Origin of the sequence: Vibrio sp. 10N.261.46.A3 (genome assembly GCF_041472995.1) — a bacterium.
In the GTDB taxonomy this organism is placed as follows: domain Bacteria; phylum Pseudomonadota; class Gammaproteobacteria; order Enterobacterales; family Vibrionaceae; genus Vibrio; species Vibrio coralliirubri.
The window spans coordinates 1-19493 of the sequence record NZ_JBFRRH010000006.1 but is presented as its reverse complement, the minus strand read 5'-3'; the positions used below and the strand labels follow the sequence as shown (position 1 = coordinate 19493).

23 protein-coding genes are annotated in these 19493 nt (G+C 45.7%); 15 read left to right on the top strand and 8 right to left on the bottom strand.

Annotation, left to right across the window (positions count from 1 at the left end):
* Window positions 1-49: 49 nt before the first annotated feature.
* Window positions 50-841 (top strand): DUF1338 domain-containing protein, encoded by a 792-nt coding sequence (locus AB4484_RS01930; protein ID WP_050619815.1) that lies wholly within the window; start codon window positions 50-52, stop codon window positions 839-841.
* A gap of 198 nt (window positions 842-1039) precedes the next feature.
* On the opposite strand, the gene crp is transcribed toward AB4484_RS01930, so the two are convergent.
* The 6 genes from crp to AB4484_RS01900 all read right to left on the bottom strand — a co-directional run bounded on the left by crp (window position 1040) and on the right by AB4484_RS01900 (window position 6753).
* Complete coding sequence (gene crp, locus AB4484_RS01925; protein ID WP_004729651.1) at window positions 1040-1672, bottom strand: cAMP-activated global transcriptional regulator CRP; 633 nt, start codon at window positions 1670-1672, stop codon at window positions 1040-1042.
* Window positions 1673-1911: 239 nt separating this feature from the next.
* On the bottom strand, window positions 1912-2781 hold the full coding sequence (locus AB4484_RS01920; RefSeq protein WP_010435210.1) for a phosphoribulokinase: 870 nt from the start codon (window positions 2779-2781) through the stop codon (window positions 1912-1914).
* Between the two features lie 77 nt (window positions 2782-2858).
* Complete coding sequence (locus tag AB4484_RS01915) at window positions 2859-3071, bottom strand: YheU family protein (RefSeq protein WP_010435208.1); 213 nt, start codon at window positions 3069-3071, stop codon at window positions 2859-2861.
* 95 nt (window positions 3072-3166) lie between these two features.
* Complete coding sequence (locus AB4484_RS01910) at window positions 3167-4159, bottom strand: hydrolase (protein ID WP_048605370.1); 993 nt, start codon at window positions 4157-4159, stop codon at window positions 3167-3169.
* A gap of 204 nt (window positions 4160-4363) precedes the next feature.
* On the bottom strand, window positions 4364-4834 hold the full coding sequence (locus tag AB4484_RS01905; protein ID WP_048605369.1) for a TIGR02444 family protein: 471 nt from the start codon (window positions 4832-4834) through the stop codon (window positions 4364-4366).
* Window positions 4831-6753 (bottom strand): ABC transporter ATP-binding protein, encoded by a 1923-nt coding sequence (locus AB4484_RS01900; protein WP_372076195.1) that lies wholly within the window; start codon window positions 6751-6753, stop codon window positions 4831-4833. Before AB4484_RS01900 ends, AB4484_RS01905 begins: the two co-directional genes overlap by 4 nt.
* Before the next feature lie 174 nt (window positions 6754-6927).
* Between AB4484_RS01900 and kefG the strand changes: the two genes are divergently transcribed.
* The 5 genes from kefG (at window position 6928) to AB4484_RS01875 (ending at window position 11508) form a co-directional block, all read left to right on the top strand.
* Entirely contained in the window at window positions 6928-7512 is a 585-nt protein-coding gene (kefG, locus tag AB4484_RS01895; RefSeq protein ID WP_017061111.1) for a glutathione-regulated potassium-efflux system ancillary protein KefG, read from the top strand.
* On the top strand, window positions 7499-9295 hold the full coding sequence (kefB, locus tag AB4484_RS01890) for a glutathione-regulated potassium-efflux system protein KefB (protein WP_048605367.1): 1797 nt from the start codon (window positions 7499-7501) through the stop codon (window positions 9293-9295). The genes kefG and kefB overlap by 14 nt, the downstream gene beginning before the upstream one ends.
* Window positions 9296-9451: 156 nt before the next feature.
* Window positions 9452-9652 (top strand): YheV family putative zinc ribbon protein, encoded by a 201-nt coding sequence (locus tag AB4484_RS01885; protein ID WP_029235422.1) that lies wholly within the window; start codon window positions 9452-9454, stop codon window positions 9650-9652.
* Window positions 9653-9746: 94 nt separating this feature from the next.
* Complete coding sequence (gene slyD, locus AB4484_RS01880; protein WP_017061108.1) at window positions 9747-10337, top strand: peptidylprolyl isomerase; 591 nt, start codon at window positions 9747-9749, stop codon at window positions 10335-10337.
* A 205-nt stretch (window positions 10338-10542) separates the two neighbouring features.
* Window positions 10543-11508, top strand: coding sequence for an isoaspartyl peptidase/L-asparaginase family protein (locus AB4484_RS01875; RefSeq protein WP_050052680.1), 966 nt, complete (start codon window positions 10543-10545; stop codon window positions 11506-11508).
* Window positions 11509-11688: 180 nt separating this feature from the next.
* Here AB4484_RS01875 and AB4484_RS01870 read toward each other — a convergent pair whose 3' ends face one another.
* Window positions 11689-11916, bottom strand: coding sequence for a SlyX family protein (locus tag AB4484_RS01870; RefSeq protein ID WP_009848930.1), 228 nt, complete (start codon window positions 11914-11916; stop codon window positions 11689-11691).
* Window positions 11917-11921: 5 nt separating this feature from the next.
* Window positions 11922-12899: a WD40 repeat domain-containing protein gene (locus AB4484_RS01865; protein ID WP_017063707.1), complete on the bottom strand. Its 978-nt coding sequence runs from the start codon at window positions 12897-12899 to the stop codon at window positions 11922-11924.
* A gap of 131 nt (window positions 12900-13030) precedes the next feature.
* On the opposite strand from AB4484_RS01865, the gene fkpA reads away from it, so the two are divergent.
* From fkpA to AB4484_RS01820, 9 genes are all read left to right on the top strand, one after another.
* On the top strand, window positions 13031-13807 hold the full coding sequence (gene fkpA, locus AB4484_RS01860; RefSeq protein WP_081229705.1) for an FKBP-type peptidyl-prolyl cis-trans isomerase: 777 nt from the start codon (window positions 13031-13033) through the stop codon (window positions 13805-13807).
* Window positions 13808-14012: 205 nt separating this feature from the next.
* Window positions 14013-14738, top strand: a complete 726-nt coding sequence (locus tag AB4484_RS01855; protein ID WP_004729851.1) for a transcriptional regulator — start codon at window positions 14013-14015, stop codon at window positions 14736-14738.
* Window positions 14732-15121, top strand: coding sequence for a sulfurtransferase complex subunit TusD (gene tusD / locus AB4484_RS01850; protein WP_017063709.1), 390 nt, complete (start codon window positions 14732-14734; stop codon window positions 15119-15121). The genes AB4484_RS01855 and tusD overlap by 7 nt, the downstream gene beginning before the upstream one ends.
* Window positions 15118-15474 (top strand): sulfurtransferase complex subunit TusC, encoded by a 357-nt coding sequence (gene tusC, locus AB4484_RS01845; RefSeq protein WP_017063710.1) that lies wholly within the window; start codon window positions 15118-15120, stop codon window positions 15472-15474. Before tusD ends, tusC begins: the two co-directional genes overlap by 4 nt.
* 8 nt (window positions 15475-15482) lie before the next feature.
* Window positions 15483-15758, top strand: a complete 276-nt coding sequence (gene tusB / locus AB4484_RS01840) for a sulfurtransferase complex subunit TusB (RefSeq protein WP_372076192.1) — start codon at window positions 15483-15485, stop codon at window positions 15756-15758.
* Window positions 15759-15940: 182 nt separating this feature from the next.
* Complete coding sequence (gene rpsL, locus AB4484_RS01835) at window positions 15941-16315, top strand: 30S ribosomal protein S12 (protein WP_004737194.1); 375 nt, start codon at window positions 15941-15943, stop codon at window positions 16313-16315.
* 106 nt (window positions 16316-16421) lie between these two features.
* The gene (gene rpsG, locus AB4484_RS01830) at window positions 16422-16892 is read left to right on the top strand and encodes a 30S ribosomal protein S7 (protein ID WP_010435163.1); all 471 of its coding nucleotides are present in this window, start codon (window positions 16422-16424) and stop codon (window positions 16890-16892) included.
* Window positions 16893-17058: 166 nt separating this feature from the next.
* Complete coding sequence (gene fusA / locus AB4484_RS01825; protein WP_372076190.1) at window positions 17059-19155, top strand: elongation factor G; 2097 nt, start codon at window positions 17059-17061, stop codon at window positions 19153-19155.
* Between the two features lie 147 nt (window positions 19156-19302).
* Window positions 19303-19493: GTP-binding protein (locus tag AB4484_RS01820; protein WP_241905392.1), on the top strand; the 191-nt coding region annotated here is incomplete at its 3' end.

The following is a 19493-nucleotide window of genomic DNA, read 5'->3' as shown; positions in this document are numbered from 1 at the left end:
TTTCTAATCCAAATTACTAGCTTGCTAGAACCTCTGACAAGGAGTCACCATGACGCCCGATCTACTCTTTAAATCACTTTGGGACGATTACATTCACAGGCTTTGTCCATCGGCTGAGAAAGTGCATCACTTGCTGAAAGAAGACGAAGCGCTGATTAATGATCACATTGCACTGCGAACTTTCAATGTTGCTCCTTTGGGTATTGAAACACTAGCGAAGCCTTTCCTTGAATTAGGCTACAAGGCGTGTGGCGACTACTTGTTTGAGAGCAAGAAGTTAGTGGCTAAACATTACGAGCACCCAGACCCAAAACAACCAAAAGTGTTCATTAGTGAGTTGAAGGTAGAAGAGTGTTCAAGTGACTTGCAACAGATCGTTGCTAAGTTGGTTGAGCAAGTGGACGCAAGCAAGCTTCAAGGCCATGAGTTCTTATTTGGCGGTCGTCTTTGGGATTTGAGCTTCGCTGATTTCCAAGTACTAGCGAAAGAGAGCGAATACGCGTCTTGGCTCGCGGCTCATGGATATGGTGCTAACCACTTTACGGTGAGTGTGAATCAGCTAAATAACTTCGATGAAGTGCAGGCCGTGAATGACTACTTGAGCGAGTCGGGCTTCACGATCAATGCATCTGGCGGTCAGGTTAAAGGCTCTCCAGAGGTCTTATTAGAGCAATCATCAACAATGGCAGACAAAGTCCCAGTTTCATTTGTTGAAGGCAATGAGATGATTCCTGGCGGCTTCTATGAGTTCGCTAAGCGTTATGCGATGGCCAACGGTGAGCTTTACACTGGTTTTGTTGCAGCATCGGCTGACAAAATCTTTGAGAGCACCAACGGTTAAAGAAAGATACCAGAACGGATTTTGTCCTAGAGATGGGAGTACGCTTCGCTTCGAGACAGTTTGTCCTTGGAAGCTGTAGGTGTTCTATTCGCATCTCGCATCTCGCATCTCGCATCTGCTCTCTGGGTCTTCAGAAAACAAAAAAGCCACCAAATTCGCATTTGGTGGCTTTCAAATTTTTGGCTCAGTTAATCGAGATTAACGAGTGCCGTATACCACGATAGTTTTACCGTGTGCAGAAATTAGGTTCTGCTCTTCTAGCATCTTCAAGATACGACCAACGGTCTCACGAGAACAACCAACGATCTGGCCAATCTCTTGACGAGTGATCTTGATTTGCATGCCGTCAGGGTGAGTCATTGCATCTGGCTGTTTCGCTAGGTTTAGTAGCGTTTGAGCGATACGACCTGTTACGTCAAGGAACGCTAAGTCACCAACCTTTTGGCTAGTTACTTGTAGACGGTTTGCCATTTGCGCTGAAAGGCGCATTAGGATATCTGGGTTCACTTGGATAAGTTGACGGAATTTCTTGAAAGAAATTTCAGCTACTTCACAAGGAGATTTAGCACGAACCCAAGCTGTACGCTCTTGGTCTTCTTCGAACAAGCCAAGCTCACCGATGAAGTCGCCTTGGTTTAGGTAAGAAAGAATCATTTCCTTACCTTCTTCGTCTTTGATAAGAACTGCCACAGAACCTTTAACGATGTAGTACAAGGTTTCTGCCTTTTCACCAGCATGAATCAAAGTACTTTTTGAAGGGTACTTATGAATATGACAGTGTGAAAGGAACCACTCTAATGTTGGATCGGTTTGAGGTTTACCTAGAACCATAATATCTCACTTCCTCTGCAGGGTATGCTTGCCGCTTTCCGTATTTTAGCTAAGCCTGGATTGACTTGTAGGATAAGAGCACTCGTTGAGTGCTGCAAGCTATCTTGTGTTTCGTTTAAGAATAGTATCCTTTTTCAGGTACTATTTCTTGATTTTAATCGTGACCAAGCTACGATTTTTTACGCAAAATTGTGCACATGATCACGGTATGAAAAGTAATCAACCAGAATGTCGTTTTGTTAACCTATTTTTCCGGTTTCGATGAGTTGTTGTAGGATTGGCCTCACAATGAGCTCCATAGCAAAACTCATCTTGCCGCCTGGCACCACTAGCGTGTTATGACGAGACATAAACGAGCCATCAATCATAGCCAGAAGGTAGGGGAAATCGACGTTTTTGATGCCACGCAAACGTATAACTACGAAGCTTTCGTCTAAACTTGGAATCCCTTTGGCGTTGAGTGGGTTCGATGTATCTACGGTTGGAACACGCTGAAAGTTGATGTGAGTACGCGAAAATTGCGGGGTAATATAGTTAAGGTAATCATCCATTGAACGAACAATGGAGTCCATTACTGCTTCGCGTGAGTGGCCACGATCGCGGGTGTCACGAACGAACTTTTGGATCCATTCTAGGTTTACGATAGGTACCATGCCGATCAGCAAATCGACGTGTTGAGAAACGTTAATGTCGCCATCAACCACACCGCCGTGCAGGCCTTCGTAAAACATCACATCGGAATTTTCAGGGATCTCTTGCCATGGCGTGAAGGTGCCCGGCATTTGATTGTAAGGCACGGCTTCATCGAAGGTGTGCAGGTAGCTACGTACTTTACCTGTACCTTCGTTACCGTATTTACGGAAGAACTCTTCTAGCGCACCAAAGTCGTTGGCTTGAGGACCAAAGTAGCTGATGTGCTTACCTTGCTCGCGCGCTTTACGGATCTCGACATCCATCTCTGGGCGAGTGAAGCGATGGAAACTATCCCCTTCAACCCAAGCTGCCTTCACGTCCATCATATTGAACATTTTACGGAAGGCTTCTGAGGTGGTGGTGGTGCCGGCTCCAGATGAACCCGTCACCGCAATAATTGGATGTTTAGCGGACATGACAACCCTTGTCTTTTGAGTAACTTACTTGTTAGCAATCGTTTACCACTATAACACGGCTCCTTTATGAGCGCAGCTTAGAAGCGTTTTGTGACTTGAATATCAACGGTTTCATGGAGCTCAGAAAACACGATGCTGACTTCTCCTGAAGCTAATTGATGTTTCACTTGGTCAATCTTGTTTTGCAGTGAAACCTCTACGTCGCCGTAGTCTGTGCCTTCACGCAGCACGAACTCTTTGATGAGGTTTTCCAGTGTCTCTGGCGCAATGTCTTGCCATGGGATGATCATAAATACTTCTCTCTTTTATGTTCATAGATATGTTTATTGATGTAGAAATACGTGTGCTTAGTAATGTTTTGCTTCTATTTACTAAGGCTCGGTCATTATGCCGAATCTTGGATACTTTCATAGTAGGCAGGCAAGGCTTCTTCTAACCAAAACCTTGGCTTGAGTGTGCTACCAGTAATAAACCCCACATGGCCGCCTTTTTGAAACAGTCGATAGTCGATGTTATCGGGCAGAACGAACTTTGGGATCACATCATCGGTCATGAAAGGGTCGTCTTTGGCATGAATGATCTGAGTCGGTAGTTTGATCTTATTGAGCTTAGGCAGCGCAGAACATTGCGCATAATAATCTTGGGCATTTTTGAAGCCGTGCAGAGGCGCAGTGATTCGTTCATCAAACTCATACAGTTTGGTGATGTTCTTGATGGCTTCAGCGGTGATGCCAAGTTTTTCCTGTAGCAGGTTAACCTTTTTTAGCGCATTCGATTTTAGAGAGTTGAGCAGGTACTTCTTATAGAGCTTGGAGAAACCGCGCTCAATGCGACTAGAGCAACATGCTAAGTCAAAAGGAGCAGATACGATTGTCGCCGCCGACAGCAATGGGTCGTCTGCGTACTCAGCCAAATAGTTCGCCAGCATGTTTCCACCTAAAGATATGCCAACCGCAACCTTAGGGTTATTCGGAAACTGGGCGTGCAGGTGTCTTAGGAAAAAACGCGCATCTTCGACTTCACCTGAATGGTAAGCGCGAGCCAGGCGATTGGGTTTTCCGCTGCAGCCTCTGAAGTGCATCATCACTGATAGCCAACCATCTTTAGCAAACGCATTCATTAGTCCGTTGGCGTAAGGGCTCTCAAAGCTACCTTCTAAACCGTGGAATAGAACGAATATCGGCTTGCTACTGCGATCATTATTATTTGAGGTGTCACCGTCTGGTGATTCGCTCCAAGCAAGATCAAGAAAGTCACCATCGGGTGTTTCTAAGGTTTGCCAGTGAGGATGAAACAGCGCCTGCTTTCTAATAAACCGTGGCACTAAGGTTTGTAAGTGCGGATTAGAGAGACCAGCGGCTGCGGTAAATATTGTCATAAAACAGTCCATGCTTATTTATGGGCTTTAGTAAATGCCGAACTTGTAACGGGACGCCCACGTTTTTATTTGAGCTTGGTTGATTCTCGGCATAAGCGCAAGGCTTTCACTTATACGAGATACAAAAACAGGCTATGGGTAACCGGTTGAATAATATCAAAGTTAAGCTTGGATCTTGATGGAATAAAAAGGAAAGAGAACGAGCTAGGGCTGAGGTGCTGGTTCAGAAAAAGCGTCGTAGAGGTTTTCTGCCCCTAATAAACGACAGTACTGAAACGCGAGCGGTGATTGTTGATTAGCGTACAGTTGTAGTGAGTTAATACAGTCGACCAGATCGGACTGTTGTTGCTTTTCAAGCTGTAACTCAAACTGCAAGGCTTCACGGTATAGCGAGTCGACAACGTGTGCTTTGAGGTGTTTACGTAGCTCTCGATAGCTATGAAGCAAGGTTTCAGAGCGGCTCAAGCACTGTTGAACCTTGTGCCACTCTTCTTCAGCGAAAGACAATTGCTGCTCATCAAGCCATTTGAGAAGCAGCAGTAGATTGACGTTGCCGTGGAACTGGTTTTGCAAAGCTAGGCACGCATCCTTTACACCGCGCACACTGTAATACTGAAGGCTAAATTGCCATAGTCGTTCCAGTGTTAGTGATATTGGGGCGTGCTCTGGGCTCATAAGCTATCCATATCCTGATCCATCTGCTCAAGCTCTTCTTGAGTGGACATCCAATCCATTTCAACTTCTTCTAGCTGTGACTTACTGCTCGCTTGGAGAGCGAGTACTTTATTCAGTTTAGCCTTATTTTCAGCTTCATACAGTGAAGTGTCGGATAATTCTTGCTCAGCTTCTTCAAGAGCCTGCGTTAATTTATCCATCTGCTTTTCAAATTGAGTGAGCTTTTTACGAAGTGGTGCCGTCAGTTTACGGAACTCGGCTTCTTTGCGTTTCTGCTCTTTTTTTGCTGCTGCACTGTTGGCGCCGTCTTTTGCTGGTGCCAATGCTTGTGCTTCTTTGCGCTCAACTTTCTGCTGTTCGGTTAGCCACTTGTAGTAATCGCTTAAGTCACCATCAAACGGTGCTACTTGGCGGTCGTGTACAAGGTATAAATCATCGGTAGTCGCACGCAGTAGGTAACGGTCGTGCGATACGATAACCATTGCGCCTTCAAACGTCTGCAGGGCAAAAGTCAGCGCCTGACGCATGTCGAGATCCAAGTGGTTGGTTGGTTCATCGAGTAGCAACAGGTTTGGTTTTTGCCATACCAGTAGTGCTAATACTAAACGCGCTTTTTCACCACCAGAGAAGGGTGCCACTTTATCGAGCGCTTTTTCACCTTGGAAACCGAAGCTACCTAGGTAATCACGCAGTTGTTGCTCGGTGTGCTTAGGGGCGATCTGCATCATATGTTGCAGCGGTGTTTCTTCTGGGTGCAGAGTCTCTAATTGGTGCTGTGCAAAGTAACCAATCTTAACGCCTTGCGAATAACTCAGTTCACCGCCTTGCTGTTTCAGTTCGCCAGAAAGCAGTTTAATCAGTGTTGATTTACCAGCACCATTTCGACCTAGTAGACCAATACGGCTACCCGGTACTAGGTTCAAGCGAATCTTCTCTAGAATCAGATTGTCATCGTAACCGGCAGAGACCTCGTCCATCATCATGATTGGGTTTGGTAGTGCGTCTGGTTCTCTAAATTCAAAGCTGAATGGGTTATCAAACTGAGCAGGCAGCACTTGCTCCATTTTCTCTAACGCTTTAATACGGCTTTGCGCTTGGCGAGCTTTTGACGCTTTGTAACGGAAACGATCAATGTAGCTCTGCATGTGAGACATCTGTTTCTGCTGCTTTTGGTACATCGCTTGTTGCAGAATCAGTTTTTGTGCTCGTTGGGTTTCGAACGATGAGTAGTTACCCGTGTACTCATTGAGCTGTTGATTTTCAACGTGCACGATGCGGTTGACGATAGGGTCCAAGAAGTCTCTATCGTGCGAGATAAGTACTAGTGTGCCAGGGTAGCTTTGCAACCAACGCTCTAGCCACATTACTGCGTCTAAATCCAAGTGGTTGGTCGGTTCATCGAGTAGCAGTAGGTCACTGCGACACAGTAGGGCTTGCGCTAGGTTCAAACGCATACGCCAACCACCTGAGAACTGAGTCAGGTTCCATGTCATTTGTTCTTGGCTAAAGCCTAGGCCGTCCAGTAACTCGGCAGCACGTGCCTTGATGCTGTAACCACCAATGGTTTCAATCTTGCCGTGGATCTCTGCTACCAATGTGCCGTTGTCGGCTTGTTCAGCTTTCTCTAGTTGATCTTCAAGGCCGCGGTATTCACGGTCGCCATCAATCACGTATTCAATTGCTGTTCTTTCTAATGCAGGTGTTTCTTGAGCAACCCAAGCCATTTCCCAATGAGCTGGTTTGCTGAATGAGCCTGCATCAATAGACAGTTCGTCCTTAATTAAGGCGAACAGCGTAGATTTACCACAGCCGTTTTTACCAACCAAACCGATCTTGTCGCCAGGGTGAAAAGTCGCAGATGCTTGGTCGAGGAGTGGCTTACCGCCGCGTAGCAATTGAATATCAGAGAAAGTAATCATAATTGAAATAGCATAGAAATTAGAGGTGAACAGACGCCTGCATAGTAGGCTGAAACCAGATAAAAGTCGATCACAATGCAATTTGCGTTATGATGCCAATAACATATTAATAACTTTTGCTTAAATTCTTGTGGCCTTGCCACCGTTTAGCCCTCAAAGGAATGTTTCAAAGGAATGAGTAATACTCCCTCGACAGACAAAGTCGTGCCAAAGGTGTTGATCATCTACGCGCACCCAGAGCCGCAAACCTCTATTGCTAATCAGATGATGGTTAAGAAGGTAGAGTCGCTCGGTCATGTCAAAGTTCATGATCTCTACGCCATCTACCCTGACTTCTTTATCGATGTGCCTTATGAGCATGAATTGCTTCTTCAGTATGATGTGATCGTGTTTCAACATCCTCTGTTTATGTATTCCTGCCCTTCATTGTTAAAAGAGTGGTTTGATCGCGTGTTAGGCAAGGGTTTTGCGTTTGGTGAGCAAAGCGCGCTTAAAGGCAAACACTGGCGCAGTGTGATTACTACCGGCGGTAAAGAAGAGGCGTTTGGTGCCGCAGGCTATAATAAATATCCATTACAAGAGATCTTGCAACCATTCGAGCTTACCGCTGCTTTGTGTCAGATGAATTGGATATCCCCTTTGGTTTTACACTGGGCACGAAATGTTACCGATATGACGCGTTACCAACACGCCGAAGCGTATCGAAACTGGTTGCGAGACCCGCTACAAGATATAGGAGCAGATGATGGCTCTGACTAATGATTTTCTACAAAGTAGCGTTATATTTTTAGCGGCTGCTGTGGTTGCGGTTCCTATCGCACAGCGCGCCGGTTTGGGTTCAGTACTCGGTTACTTATTAGCGGGTGTGGCAATTGGCCCATGGGGGCTGGGCTTAATCAGTGATGTAGAGGCGATTCTACACTTCTCCGAATTCGGGGTGGTACTACTGCTCTTCCTGATTGGTCTCGAACTTAACCCGAAAAAATTGTGGCAGATGCGAGCCCCCATTCTCGGATTGGGCGGCGCGCAAGTGCTGATCACCACTCTAATTATTACCGCCATCGCCTGTCTATTTGGATTAACCTGGCAAACCAGTCTCGTGATAGGTATGGGTTTGGCGCTGTCTTCGACTGCGATTGCCTTGCGTGTTATTGAAGAGCGAGAGCTCGGCGGCAAAGAAGCAGGGCAGTCGGGCTTTGCAGTACTGCTTTTCCAAGATATCGCTGTTATTCCAATGCTAGCAATGTTGCCTCTACTTGCGGGTAATACTGGCGGTAGCTGGGCTGACATGCTGTGGATGCTGGGTGGCGTGATTGGCCTGCTGGTCGGTGGTCACTTCTTGTTGAGACCACTGTTCCGATACGTAGTGATGAGTGGTGTGCGTGAGTTATTCACCGTCGCGGCGCTGTTACTTGTGATTGGTATTGCTGTGATCATGCAACAGATTGGCTTATCGATGGCATTAGGTACCTTCCTTGCGGGCGTACTTCTGGCTGAAAGTGAATATCGACACGAGCTTGAAATTGCGATTGACCCATTCAAAGGGTTATTGCTTGGTCTGTTCTTTATCTCGGTTGGTATGGCGGTAAACCTAGGTTTATTGGCAGAAAGCCCATTCGCGATACTGATTGCTGTATTGGCTCTTGTGGTGTTGAAAGGCTTAGTGCTGTACGCGCTGGCTCGTATTTTTGGCACTCAGGCAAAAGCACGTAGCCGTATGGCGATGATTCTCAGCCAAGGTGGTGAGTTCGCTTTCGTTATTTTTACTGCGGCGAGTGCTCAAGGCATCTTAAGTGGCGAACAAGTATCGTTCTTACTGGTAGTAGTGAGCCTGTCTATGGTGACCACTCCATTGATGCTTAAGCTGCAAGACCGATTCTTTGCTCGTCAACTGAACCAAATCAGCGAAAGTGCGATGTCTTCGGATGTGGTCGATCGCAGCCCTCGAGTGATCATTGCTGGCTTTGGTCGCTTCGGTCAGATCATTGGCCGCTTGATGTACGCGAATAAGATTCGTATCACCGTTCTGGAGAGTGATGCCAGCCAAATCCATATCCTTAGAAAATTTGGCTACAAGGTATTTTACGGAGACTCGACTCACCTCGAGCTGTTACGCGCAGCCGGTGCTGATAAAGCAGAAGCGATTGTGCTGTGTACTGACTCTCCCGATGAAATCATGAAAACTGTCGATTTATGTAAGCAGCACTTCCCACGCTTAAAGATCTTAGCGCGTGCTCGAAGCCGTGTTGAAGCGTATCAATTACTTAACCACGGTGTGAGTAACTACTCTCGTGAAACCTTCCTTGGGGCACTGGATTTAGGTCGTCAAACATTGACTGAACTTGGCATGCATCCATATAAAGCGAAGCGAGCAGAAGCACACTTTAGAAAGTTGGATAATGGTATGCTGAAAGAGTTGCTTCCTCAGCATAACGAAGATGCCGAGTTAGCCCAAAGAGCGAAAGAGGCTCGTAAAGAGCTTGAAGAGATCTTTGGACACGAGATGGAAAACGATCACCAATCTCGGAACTATTGGCAGTAGCTTGAAGTGATAACTCATGCTTGAGCTTAGAAATGAAGCTTGGGCATAGAAATAACAGACTAAAGAACCAATCTAATAATAAACGCGGTCTCTGCTTAACTTCTCAATAAAGTGGGTGGGAAGAACTGCGAATCCAGAGTAGTAAAGGATATGAACGTGAAACAGAAAAAACGCTTTATCGCAGGGGCAAGCTGCCCAAGTTGCAACACTCAAGACACACTCCGTTGGTGGATTGAAAACAATATCGAGCTGGTGGAATGTGTCGATTGTGACTTCACAGAACAGCGTAAACCGAAAACTGTAGAGAAATCTGAACACGCGAATCAAGAAATGATCGGTATTTTTAAGCCAGAATGATTGAGTTTCGTTAATTGATCCCCATAATATCCCGGTACAGAATTTTTCCTAAGCTCAACTGTTCGAGCTTAGTCCAAACCTCCTTGGAGCTCTCATGAAAATTGAAAAGAACGTAGTAGTTAGTGTTGCATATCAAGTGAAACTTGAAGATGGCGTAGTAGTTGACCAATCAACTGCAGAAGCTCCACTAGATTACCTTCACGGTCACAACAACCTAATTACAGGTCTTGAAAAAGAGCTTGAAGGCAAAGTAGCTGGCGACAAGTTCTCTGCAACTGTTACTCCAGAAGACGCATACGGCGAACACAACGACGCACTAGTTCAACGTGTTCCTGCTGACGTATTCCAAGGTGTTGAGCAAATCGAAGTTGGCATGCGTTTCCTAGCGGATACTGACCAAGGTCCAATCCCAGTTGAAGTGACTGAAGTAGATGGCGACGAAGTTGTTGTTGATGGTAACCACATGCTAGCTGGCCAAACTCTAACGTTTGACGTTGAAGTTGTAGCGGTTCGTGAAGCGACTGAAGAAGAAGTTCAACACGGTCACGTACACCAAGAAGGCGGCTGTGGCGGTCACGACCACGATCATGACCACGAAGGCGGTTGCTGTGGTGGCGAAGGCCATGACCACGGTGAAGAGAAAAAAGACGGCTGCTGCGGCGGCGGTAGCTGTGGTTCTCACTAATACCGAATTAACGGTTTAGTTTAAGAATCTTGAAAGCCTCCCTTGTGGAGGCTTTTTGCGTTTAGGAGTCTCGCTTTTATCTACTAAACTAAGTGTCCGCAAATCTAAGCATTCGCAAAAAGTTTGGTTTTCGCTATCAGACATAGAACGATGGATGTGGTATTGATAGCACAACATTATAAGACGACGTCAGTGGAGAGTTTGTATGTCACAGCCTTTTTCAATTGCCATTCATGGTGGTGCAGGAACCATCTTGCGCGAGCAAATGAGCGATGAATTAAAAGCGGGTATTACCGAGGCTTTGGAAAAATCGGTTTTGGCTGGTTATCAAATATTGCAATCGGGTGGTGATGCTCTGGATGCGGTAGTGGCATCGGTTAAGGTGATGGAAGACAGCCCGCACTTTAATGCAGGTAAGGGCTCTGTTTTAACGCATGATGAATTTGTTGAGATGGATGCTTCTGTGATGCACGGCCGCGAAATGGATGCGGGTGCTATTGCAGGCGTTCGTCATATCAAAAACCCAATTGAGCTTGCGCGTGATGTGATGCTGAAAAGCGACCATGTGTTGTTGATTGGTGAAGGTGCCGAGAAGTTTGCGTTTGAGCATGAGTACACCTTTACCGAGCAAGATTACTTCTTTACTGAGCGTCGCTATGACCAACTTCAGTCGATGAAAGAGAAAGGCATCTTTGCTCTGTCTGAAGCGAAATATGATGAACAGCAAGCTGAGAAATACCCTGACGACAAAAAGTACGGCACGGTCGGCGCAGTCGCATTAGACCAAGCGGGTAACTTAGCAGCAGCAACCAGTACCGGTGGCGTGACCAATAAGAAATACGGTCGCGTGGGTGATTCTCCGATTATAGGGGCGGGAACCATCGCTGAAAATGGCAACGTTGCCGTCTCAACAACCGGGATGGGTGAGTTCTTCCTACGTAAAATGGTCGCCAGTGATGTCGCAGCACGAATGCGTTATCTTAAAGAAGATGTGCACACCGCTTGTGAAACGATCATTCAAGGTGAATTGAAAACCATGGGTGGAGAAGGTGGCTTGATCGCTATCGATGGCCAAGGCGATATTCATTTTGGTATGAACAGCTCAGGAATGTATCGTGCAAGTGTTGATACTCAAGGTCGTGTTGAAGTGAAGATTTATGCCGATGACTAAGTTGGTATCGGCTTAACTGGCTTTAGCTTATTCGGTCAGATGAAATAAATAAAAGGGCGACAGATAAGTATCTGTCGCCCTTTTAGTTTTCTATGTCCCGTCCTGAAATGTGTGTACACATTGAGGACGAGAAACTAACGATATGCGTCGCTAGATTTAATTGGTTATTTTGAACCGCACTTAATAGTGTGGAGGTGGCGTCTCTTCTGATGCGTCAGCTAGATTAGAGCCATCCATATTTTTCACTTTGCCAACCACGAACTTCATCTGGTCTTGCATTCTCGTGATCAACATTTGTTGTTGGCTAAGCGCTTCATTGAGTTCTTCAATGGTCTGTTCTTGGAAAGCTAGCTGACACTCTAGGTCATTTACGCGGCTTTCTAGTTGTTCAACTCGCTTTTCTGTCATCGTTCTTAATCCACATTCCAAGCTTGGGCAATGCCCGCAGAGGTGCCCGATATCACACGGTTCTTATCATCAAAGGCTGCATCATACACTACCGCACGAGGAGGGCGAGCATCTTTTAGTGGCTCAGCATCGTGGCGAGAAATTCGTTTGCCATCCTGAGTATTCCACACACTCACTTGGCTGGATGGCGTGCCCGTCACCAACATGCTGCCGTCATCAGAAAAACGCGCACTTGAGAAAATCAACTGTCGAGACCAGCTTTGCAATTGCGCTTGAGGTTCGCCCGTTTCAAGATCCCAAATCATCGCTTGATTGCCGCCGTCAGAAGTAAAAGCCAGCTCGCCATCGCGTTGTAGCGCGACTCGTACTACTCTTTGTTCATGCTCAAAGGTGCGCAATACCAAGCCCGACTCGGTATCCCAAAGGTAGGCTTTGTAGTCGTTACCACCGGATAAGGCGTAGCGGCCATTGGATGAAAGGGACACGGAATTCACTTTTTCTCGGTGAGCGAGGAACTCCAGACGGCGTCCGGTGACTAAGTCCACATAGATGGCTTTGCCATTAGAAAGGCCAAGTAAGACTTTTTCACCATTGCTAGAGATATCGACATCGCGAATCAAGCCGTCGGAGATAGACCATAGCCCTTGTGCTTGAGTCCAAGATAGGTCCCAAACGGCGAAGTTCATCTGGCTTGCGGTGATGGCAAAACGGCCATTGTCCGAGATACGGATACGCGATACTTGGTTTTCTAACTGGTCTTGTGGGCCAAGCTGAGCCAACTCTTGGTCTTCGGCGAGATCCCAAAGGAGCAGCTGCTTTTGCTGAGAGTAGAGCAGGGCGAAGCGTCCATCTCTGCTGAGTGCAAAGCTGGTGGCACCATTGGGCTCAATTTCCCAACGTTGCTCATCATCTTGGAAGAAAAAGCAACCATTTAACAAGGTGATGACAATTGTACATAGCAATGAGTGGAAAAATATTCGCATCACATCTAATAATCCGGTTTGTGTCGAAAGACATATGACTAGTATATTGTTATAACTAACGTATTCACACCAATCTAATCATTAGATTTGTGCACAATAACCAATGGCTTGGCCATTAATTGGAGAATTCAATGAAATCAGTTTTAAAAGTATCACTGCTTGCCGCAACGGTTATGCTAGCAGTTGGTTGTCAGAAAGAAGAACCAAAGGCAGAAGCTCCACAGGTAGAAGAAGTTAAAGTTGAAGCAGTAAACTTTAAAACAGAAGATGACAAAGCGGCTTACGCAATCGGTGTATCTTTCGCTAACTACCTAAGCACAAGCATTGATAAGCCAAGCGAGCTAGGTATCAACCTAGACAAAGATATGGTTCTTCAAGGTATCGAAGACGTATTCGCAGAGAAAACAGCACTTAACGAAGAAGAAACTCGCGCAGCTCTTGAAGCTCTAGACAAGCGTGTTGCTGAAACGATGCAAGCACAAGCGGCAGAAAAATCTGCAGAAGTGAAGAAAGCCGGTGATGACTTCCGTGCTGAGTTCGCTAAAACTGAAGGCGTTAAGCAGACTGAATCTGGTCTACTTTACCAAGTAATGACTGCTGGTGAAGGTGCTTCTCCAAAAGACACTGATACCGTTCAAGTACACTACAAAGGTACGCTAACAGACGGTACTCAGTTCGACAGCTCTTACGATCGTGGCGAACCAGCAACATTCCCACTAAACCGCGTAATCCCAGGCTGGACTGAAGGCGTACAACTAATGCAAGTTGGTTCTAAGTACAAGTTCGTTATCCCGCCAGAGCTAGCATACGGTGAGCAAGACACACCGACTATCCCTGCTAACTCAACGCTAGTATTCGAAGTTGAACTACTTAAAATTGATAACGCTGAAGCGGCTCCTGCTCAGTAATATCAGCTAAAAGTTTTATTCTAAAATACGTTGATTGAATAAAAAGCCTAACTTTGAGTTAGGCTTTTTTTATGATTTGAAGGTGAGTATTTGATTTTTAAACTTGTTCTAAATCACTAGTTGCAATGTTAGCTAGGTGTGCAATTAAAATTTTCTGATAAACTTACATAAATTTGTTGATTTTTCACACGAAGGTAAGGAATAAGTGACTACTACAGAAACAGTCAATGCAGATGTGTTACTTGAAATGGAATCAGTCCACGTTATGCCATTCAGTGAACACGATAAAATCATTCTAAGATCTTATGAGGCCGTTGTTGACGGTATTGCGAGCCTTATTGGTCCGTTTTGTGAAATCGTTTTGCACTCTTTAGAAGACCTCAATACTTCTGCGATTAAAATTGCCAACGGCGAAAATACAGGTCGTCAGGTTGGCTCGCCGATCACTGATCTTGCATTGAAGATGCTAAAAGATATTGAAGGTTCTAAGCGTAACTTCTCACGTTCATACTTCACTCGCGCTAAAGGCGGAGTGTTGATGAAGTCGATCACGGTTGCTATACGCAACGGTGAAGACCGAGTGATTGGCCTACTGTGTATTAACGTCAACCTAGACGCGCCATTCTCACAAGTACTGCAATCGTTCATGCCTACGCAAGACGCAGACGAAGCTGCATCATCGGTTAACTTCGCTAGTGACGTTGAAGAACTTGTCGACCAAACGGTTGAACGCACCATTGAAGAAATTAACGCTGACAAATCGGTATCGAACAATACTAAGAACCGTCAGATCGTGATGGAGCTGTACGACAAAGGTATTTTCGATATTAAAGACGCGATTAACCGCGTTGCTGAGCGACTGAACATCTCTAAGCACACCGTGTACCTATACATCCGCCAACGTAAAACAGAGGATGAAGAGGGTTGCTAAGCTATACACTCCTAGTGAATGGGCCAGTCTATGGCTCACAGTCAGCAAGAAGTGCCTACCAGTTTGCCGTGGCTCTGATTAAACAGGGCCACAAACTTCACAGTGTGTTCTTCTATCAAGATGGCGTCAGTAACGGCTCAGACCTTACCGTACCGGCTAACGATGAATTTGATTTAGCTTCAGCTTGGCAAAAGCTGGCTGATGAACATGATGTTAGCCTTGAAACCTGTGTGGCAGCTGCGCTAAGACGCGGAGTGATTAGCTCTGAAGAAGCAGAGCAACATCAACTAAGTGCCTCTAACCTAGCCACGGGATTTACTCAGGCCGGATTAGGGAGCTTATCGGAAGCGCTACTAACGCAAGATAGGGTTGTGCAGTTTTGAGAAAGTTAGCTTTTATATTTAACAGTTTCCCTCATACGACCGCTGCGGGTAGAGAAGGATTAGACGCCCTGCTTGCTGCGTCCGCATACAGTGAAGACATCGCCGTGTTCTTTGTTGGCGATGGCGTGACACAGCTTCTCAAAGCGCAGCAGCCCGACGAAACACTATCGCGTGACTACATCTCCGCATTCAAACTTATGGACTTGTACGACATCGAACAGGTGTATGTGTGTCAGCGTAGTCTGAGTCAGTTTGGTCTTTCAGCAGACAACCTGCTGATCGATGTGACCACCGTTGAAGCCGACGAGTTAACGCAGAAGTTAGCTCAGTGCCAACAGATACTGACTTTCTAGGGGACGCTATGCTTCATATCGTAAAATCAGTCGACAAACTGAAACTCGCATTGACCTATTCTCAGCCACAAGATCAGTATCTTTTGGTGGAAGATGCGGTGTATGTTTGCCTTTCAAATCATGAGTTATTCACTCAAATCTGCGCAGTAGAGCAGGTGTCGGTGTTAAAACCAGATCTCGATAGCCGAGGTTTACAACTACTTGTCTCAAGTACCATTGATCAAGTTGACTTCGATGGCTTCGTTAAACTGACGGTTTTGAACGACAAATCAGTGACTTGGTAAGCGTGTTCTATCAGTTTGGTTAAAATTAGACCATCCTGAGCTCTAGACGGCTAAAAAAGATCTGTATATTTCTTGACACACCTCCCACTGCTGAATAGAATTTTGCGTCCCTAATTACGACTTGTGATTAGGGATAGATTTTTCACAAAGCTTACTTTCAAGTAAATTTCAGGAGCTAGTTAATGGCAACTATTAACCAGTTGGTTCGCAAGCCTCGTGTAAAGCAAGTTGTTAAAAGCAACGTGCCTGCACTAGAAGCGTGCCCACAAAAACGTGGTGTATGTACTCGTGTTTACACTACTACACCTAAAAAACCTAACTCGGCACTACGTAAAGTATGTCGTGTACGTCTAACCAACGGTTTCGAAGTAACTTCGTACATCGGTGGTGAAGGTCACAACCTTCAAGAGCACAGTGTTGTACTAATCCGTGGCGGTCGTGTAAAAGACCTTCCGGGTGTTCGTTACCACACTGTTCGCGGCGCGCTAGACTGTGCTGGCGTTAACGACCGTAAACAAGGTCGTTCTAAGTACGGTGTGAAACGTCCTAAGTCTTAATGCATTTTCTTTGTTAAAAGAAAGCGTTAAGTAAGGCCAAACACTATTTTATTTATTATTCTGAAAAGTTTTGGAAAAAACCTGAAGAAGACAACGGAGAATATCCATGCCACGTCGTCGCGTAATAGGTCAGCGTAAGATCCTTCCAGATCCTAAGTTCAAATCTGAATTGCTGGCAAAATTCGTTAACATCCTTATGGTTGACGGAAAGAAATCTACTGCAGAAAAAATCGTTTACACTGCACTAGATTCAATGGCTGAGAAGTCTGGTAAAGACCACTTAGCTGTATTTGAAGAAGCTCTTGAAAATGTTCGCCCAGCGGTAGAAGTTAAATCTCGCCGTGTAGGTGGTTCAACTTACCAAGTACCTGTAGAAGTTCGTCCGGTTCGCCGTAACGCTCTTGCTATGCGTTGGGTAGTTGAAGCTGCGCGTAAGCGTGGTGAAAAATCTATGGCTCAACGCCTAGCTGCTGAAATGCTAGACGCGTCTGAGAACAAAGGTACTGCGGTTAAGAAACGTGAAGACGTTCACCGCATGGCTGACGCAAACAAAGCGTTCGCACATTACCGTTGGTAATACCTTTTTAGTGCTGCAAGATTCCTTGCAGCACTTCTTTAGTTCCTATGCTTATGCTAGGAACTATTGCTATTTCTAGGGCAAGCAATTTTTAGCGAAGCATCGCTTTTAACGCCTAATCTAGACATAGCAATAGTCCCTAAGTCTCTAATAAGAGGATTCAACCGTGGCTCGTAAAACTCCTATAGAGCAATACCGTAATATCGGTATCGTTGCTCACGTAGATGCAGGTAAAACAACCACAAGTGAACGTATTCTGTTCTATACCGGTCTTTCTCACAAAATCGGCGAAGTTCACGATGGTGCAGCAACCATGGACTGGATGGAGCAAGAGCAAGAGCGCGGTATTACGATCACTTCAGCAGCAACCACTACGTTTTGGCGTGGTATGGAAGCTCAGTTCTCGGACCACCGTATCAACATCATCGACACTCCTGGACACGTTGACTTCACTATCGAAGTAGAACGTTCTCTGCGTGTACTTGATGGTGCAGTTGTTGTGTTCTGTGGCTCATCTGGTGTTGAACCTCAGTCAGAGACAGTATGGCGTCAAGCTGATAAGTACCAAGTTCCACGTATGGTTTTCGTTAATAAAATGGACCGTACCGGCGCAGACTTCTTGCGCGTAGTTGAACAGATCAAGGACCGCTTAGGCGCAACTCCTGTTCCAATTCAACTGAACATTGGTGCTGAAGAAAACTTCCAAGGCGTTGTCGATCTTATCAAGATGAAGGCAATTAACTGGAACGAAGCTGACCAAGGCATGACTTTCACGTACGAAGATATTCCTGCAGACATGCAAGAAATGGCTGAAGAATATCGTACAGAACTTGTTGAAGCTGCTGCAGAAGCAAATGAAGAGCTGATGGATAAGTACCTTGAAGAAGGTGAGCTAACAGAAGCTGAAATCAAACAAGGTCTTCGTACTCGTACCCTTAACAATGAAATCGTACTAGCAACTTGTGGTAGTGCATTCAAAAACAAAGGCGTACAAGCTGTTCTAGATGCAGTAGTTGATTTCCTTCCTTCTCCAGTCGATGTTCCTGCAATTAAAGGTATCGATGACGACGAGAATGAAGCAGAGCGTCACGCGGACGACAAAGAACCGTTCTCAGCGCTAGCATTTAAGATCGCAACAGACCCATTTGTTGGTACTCTAACCTTCATCCGTGTTTACTCTGGTGTTGTTGAAAGCGGTAAAACAGCTTACAACTCTGTGAAGAAACAACGTGAACGCTTAGGTCGCATTGTTCAAATGCACTCAAACAAGCGTGAAGAAGTAAAAGAAGTACGAGCAGGTGACATCGCAGCCATCATTGGCCTGAAAGATGTGACTACTGGTGAAACCCTTTGTGACCAGAACCATAAGATTGTTCTTGAGCGCATGGAGTTCCCAGACCCAGTTATTCAGATCGTTGTAGAGCCAAGCTCTCAAGCTGATCAAGATAAAATGACTATCGCTCTAGGTAAACTAGCAGCGGAAGACCCATCGTTCCGCGTAGATATGGATGCGGAAACTGGCCAGACTCTGATTTCTGGTATGGGTGAACTACACTTAGATATCATCGTTGACCGTATGAAGCGTGAATTTAGCGTGAACTGCAACGTTGGTAACCCGCAAGTGGCTTACCGTGAGACTATTCGCGGTACAGCGAAAGCGGAAGGTAAATTTATCCGTGAACATGGTGGTAAAGGTCAGTACGGTCACGTATGGCTGAAACTGGAACCATCAGAAGCTGGCGAAGGCTTTGTCTTTGTGGATGAAATTGCCAATGGTATCGTACCTAAAGAGTTTATCGCTTCAGTGGCTAAAGGCGTTGAAGAGCAGATGAACAATGGTGTGCTTGCTGGCTATCCAGTTTTGGATATCAAAGCTACACTATATGATGGTTCTTACCATGAAACAGATTCAAGTGAGATGGCGTTTACAATCGCTGCCTCTATGGCTTTCAGAACGGGTGCACTTGAAGCGCAACCGGTTCTGCTTGAGCCTATGATGAAAGTTGAAGTAACTACTCCAGAAGACTGGATGGGTGACGTTGTTGGCGATATTAACCGTCGTCGCGGCATCATCGAAGGTATGGACGAGGGGACAGCTGGCCTGAAGATAATTCGTGCACAAGTTCCGTTGTCTGTCATGTTCGGTTACGCAACTGATTTACGTTCTGCGACACAAGGTCGTGCTTCTTACTCTATGGAGTTTAGTGAGTACGCTGAAGTGCCTAACAATGTTGCAAAAGCAATCATTGCAGAGCGTGGTTAAACAAAAGGAAGGCATTTTTTTTCATTTTTTGAAAGAACAATGCGTCCAAATATTGCGCTAACGAGAGTTGGCGCATAAAATAGCAATTTCTGGCGCGTCTCGCTCAATAATGAACGTGGCGAATCATAACTAGGAAGGAACACGATTGTGTCTAAAGAAAAATTTGAACGTACGAAACCGCACGTAAACGTTGGTACTATCGGCCACGTTGACCACGGTAAAACAACTCTAACTGCTGCTATCTGTACTACTCTTGCAAAAGTATACGGCGGTGTTGCTAAAGATTTCGCATCTATCGATAACGCTCCAGAAGAGCGTGAGCGCGGTATCACAATCGC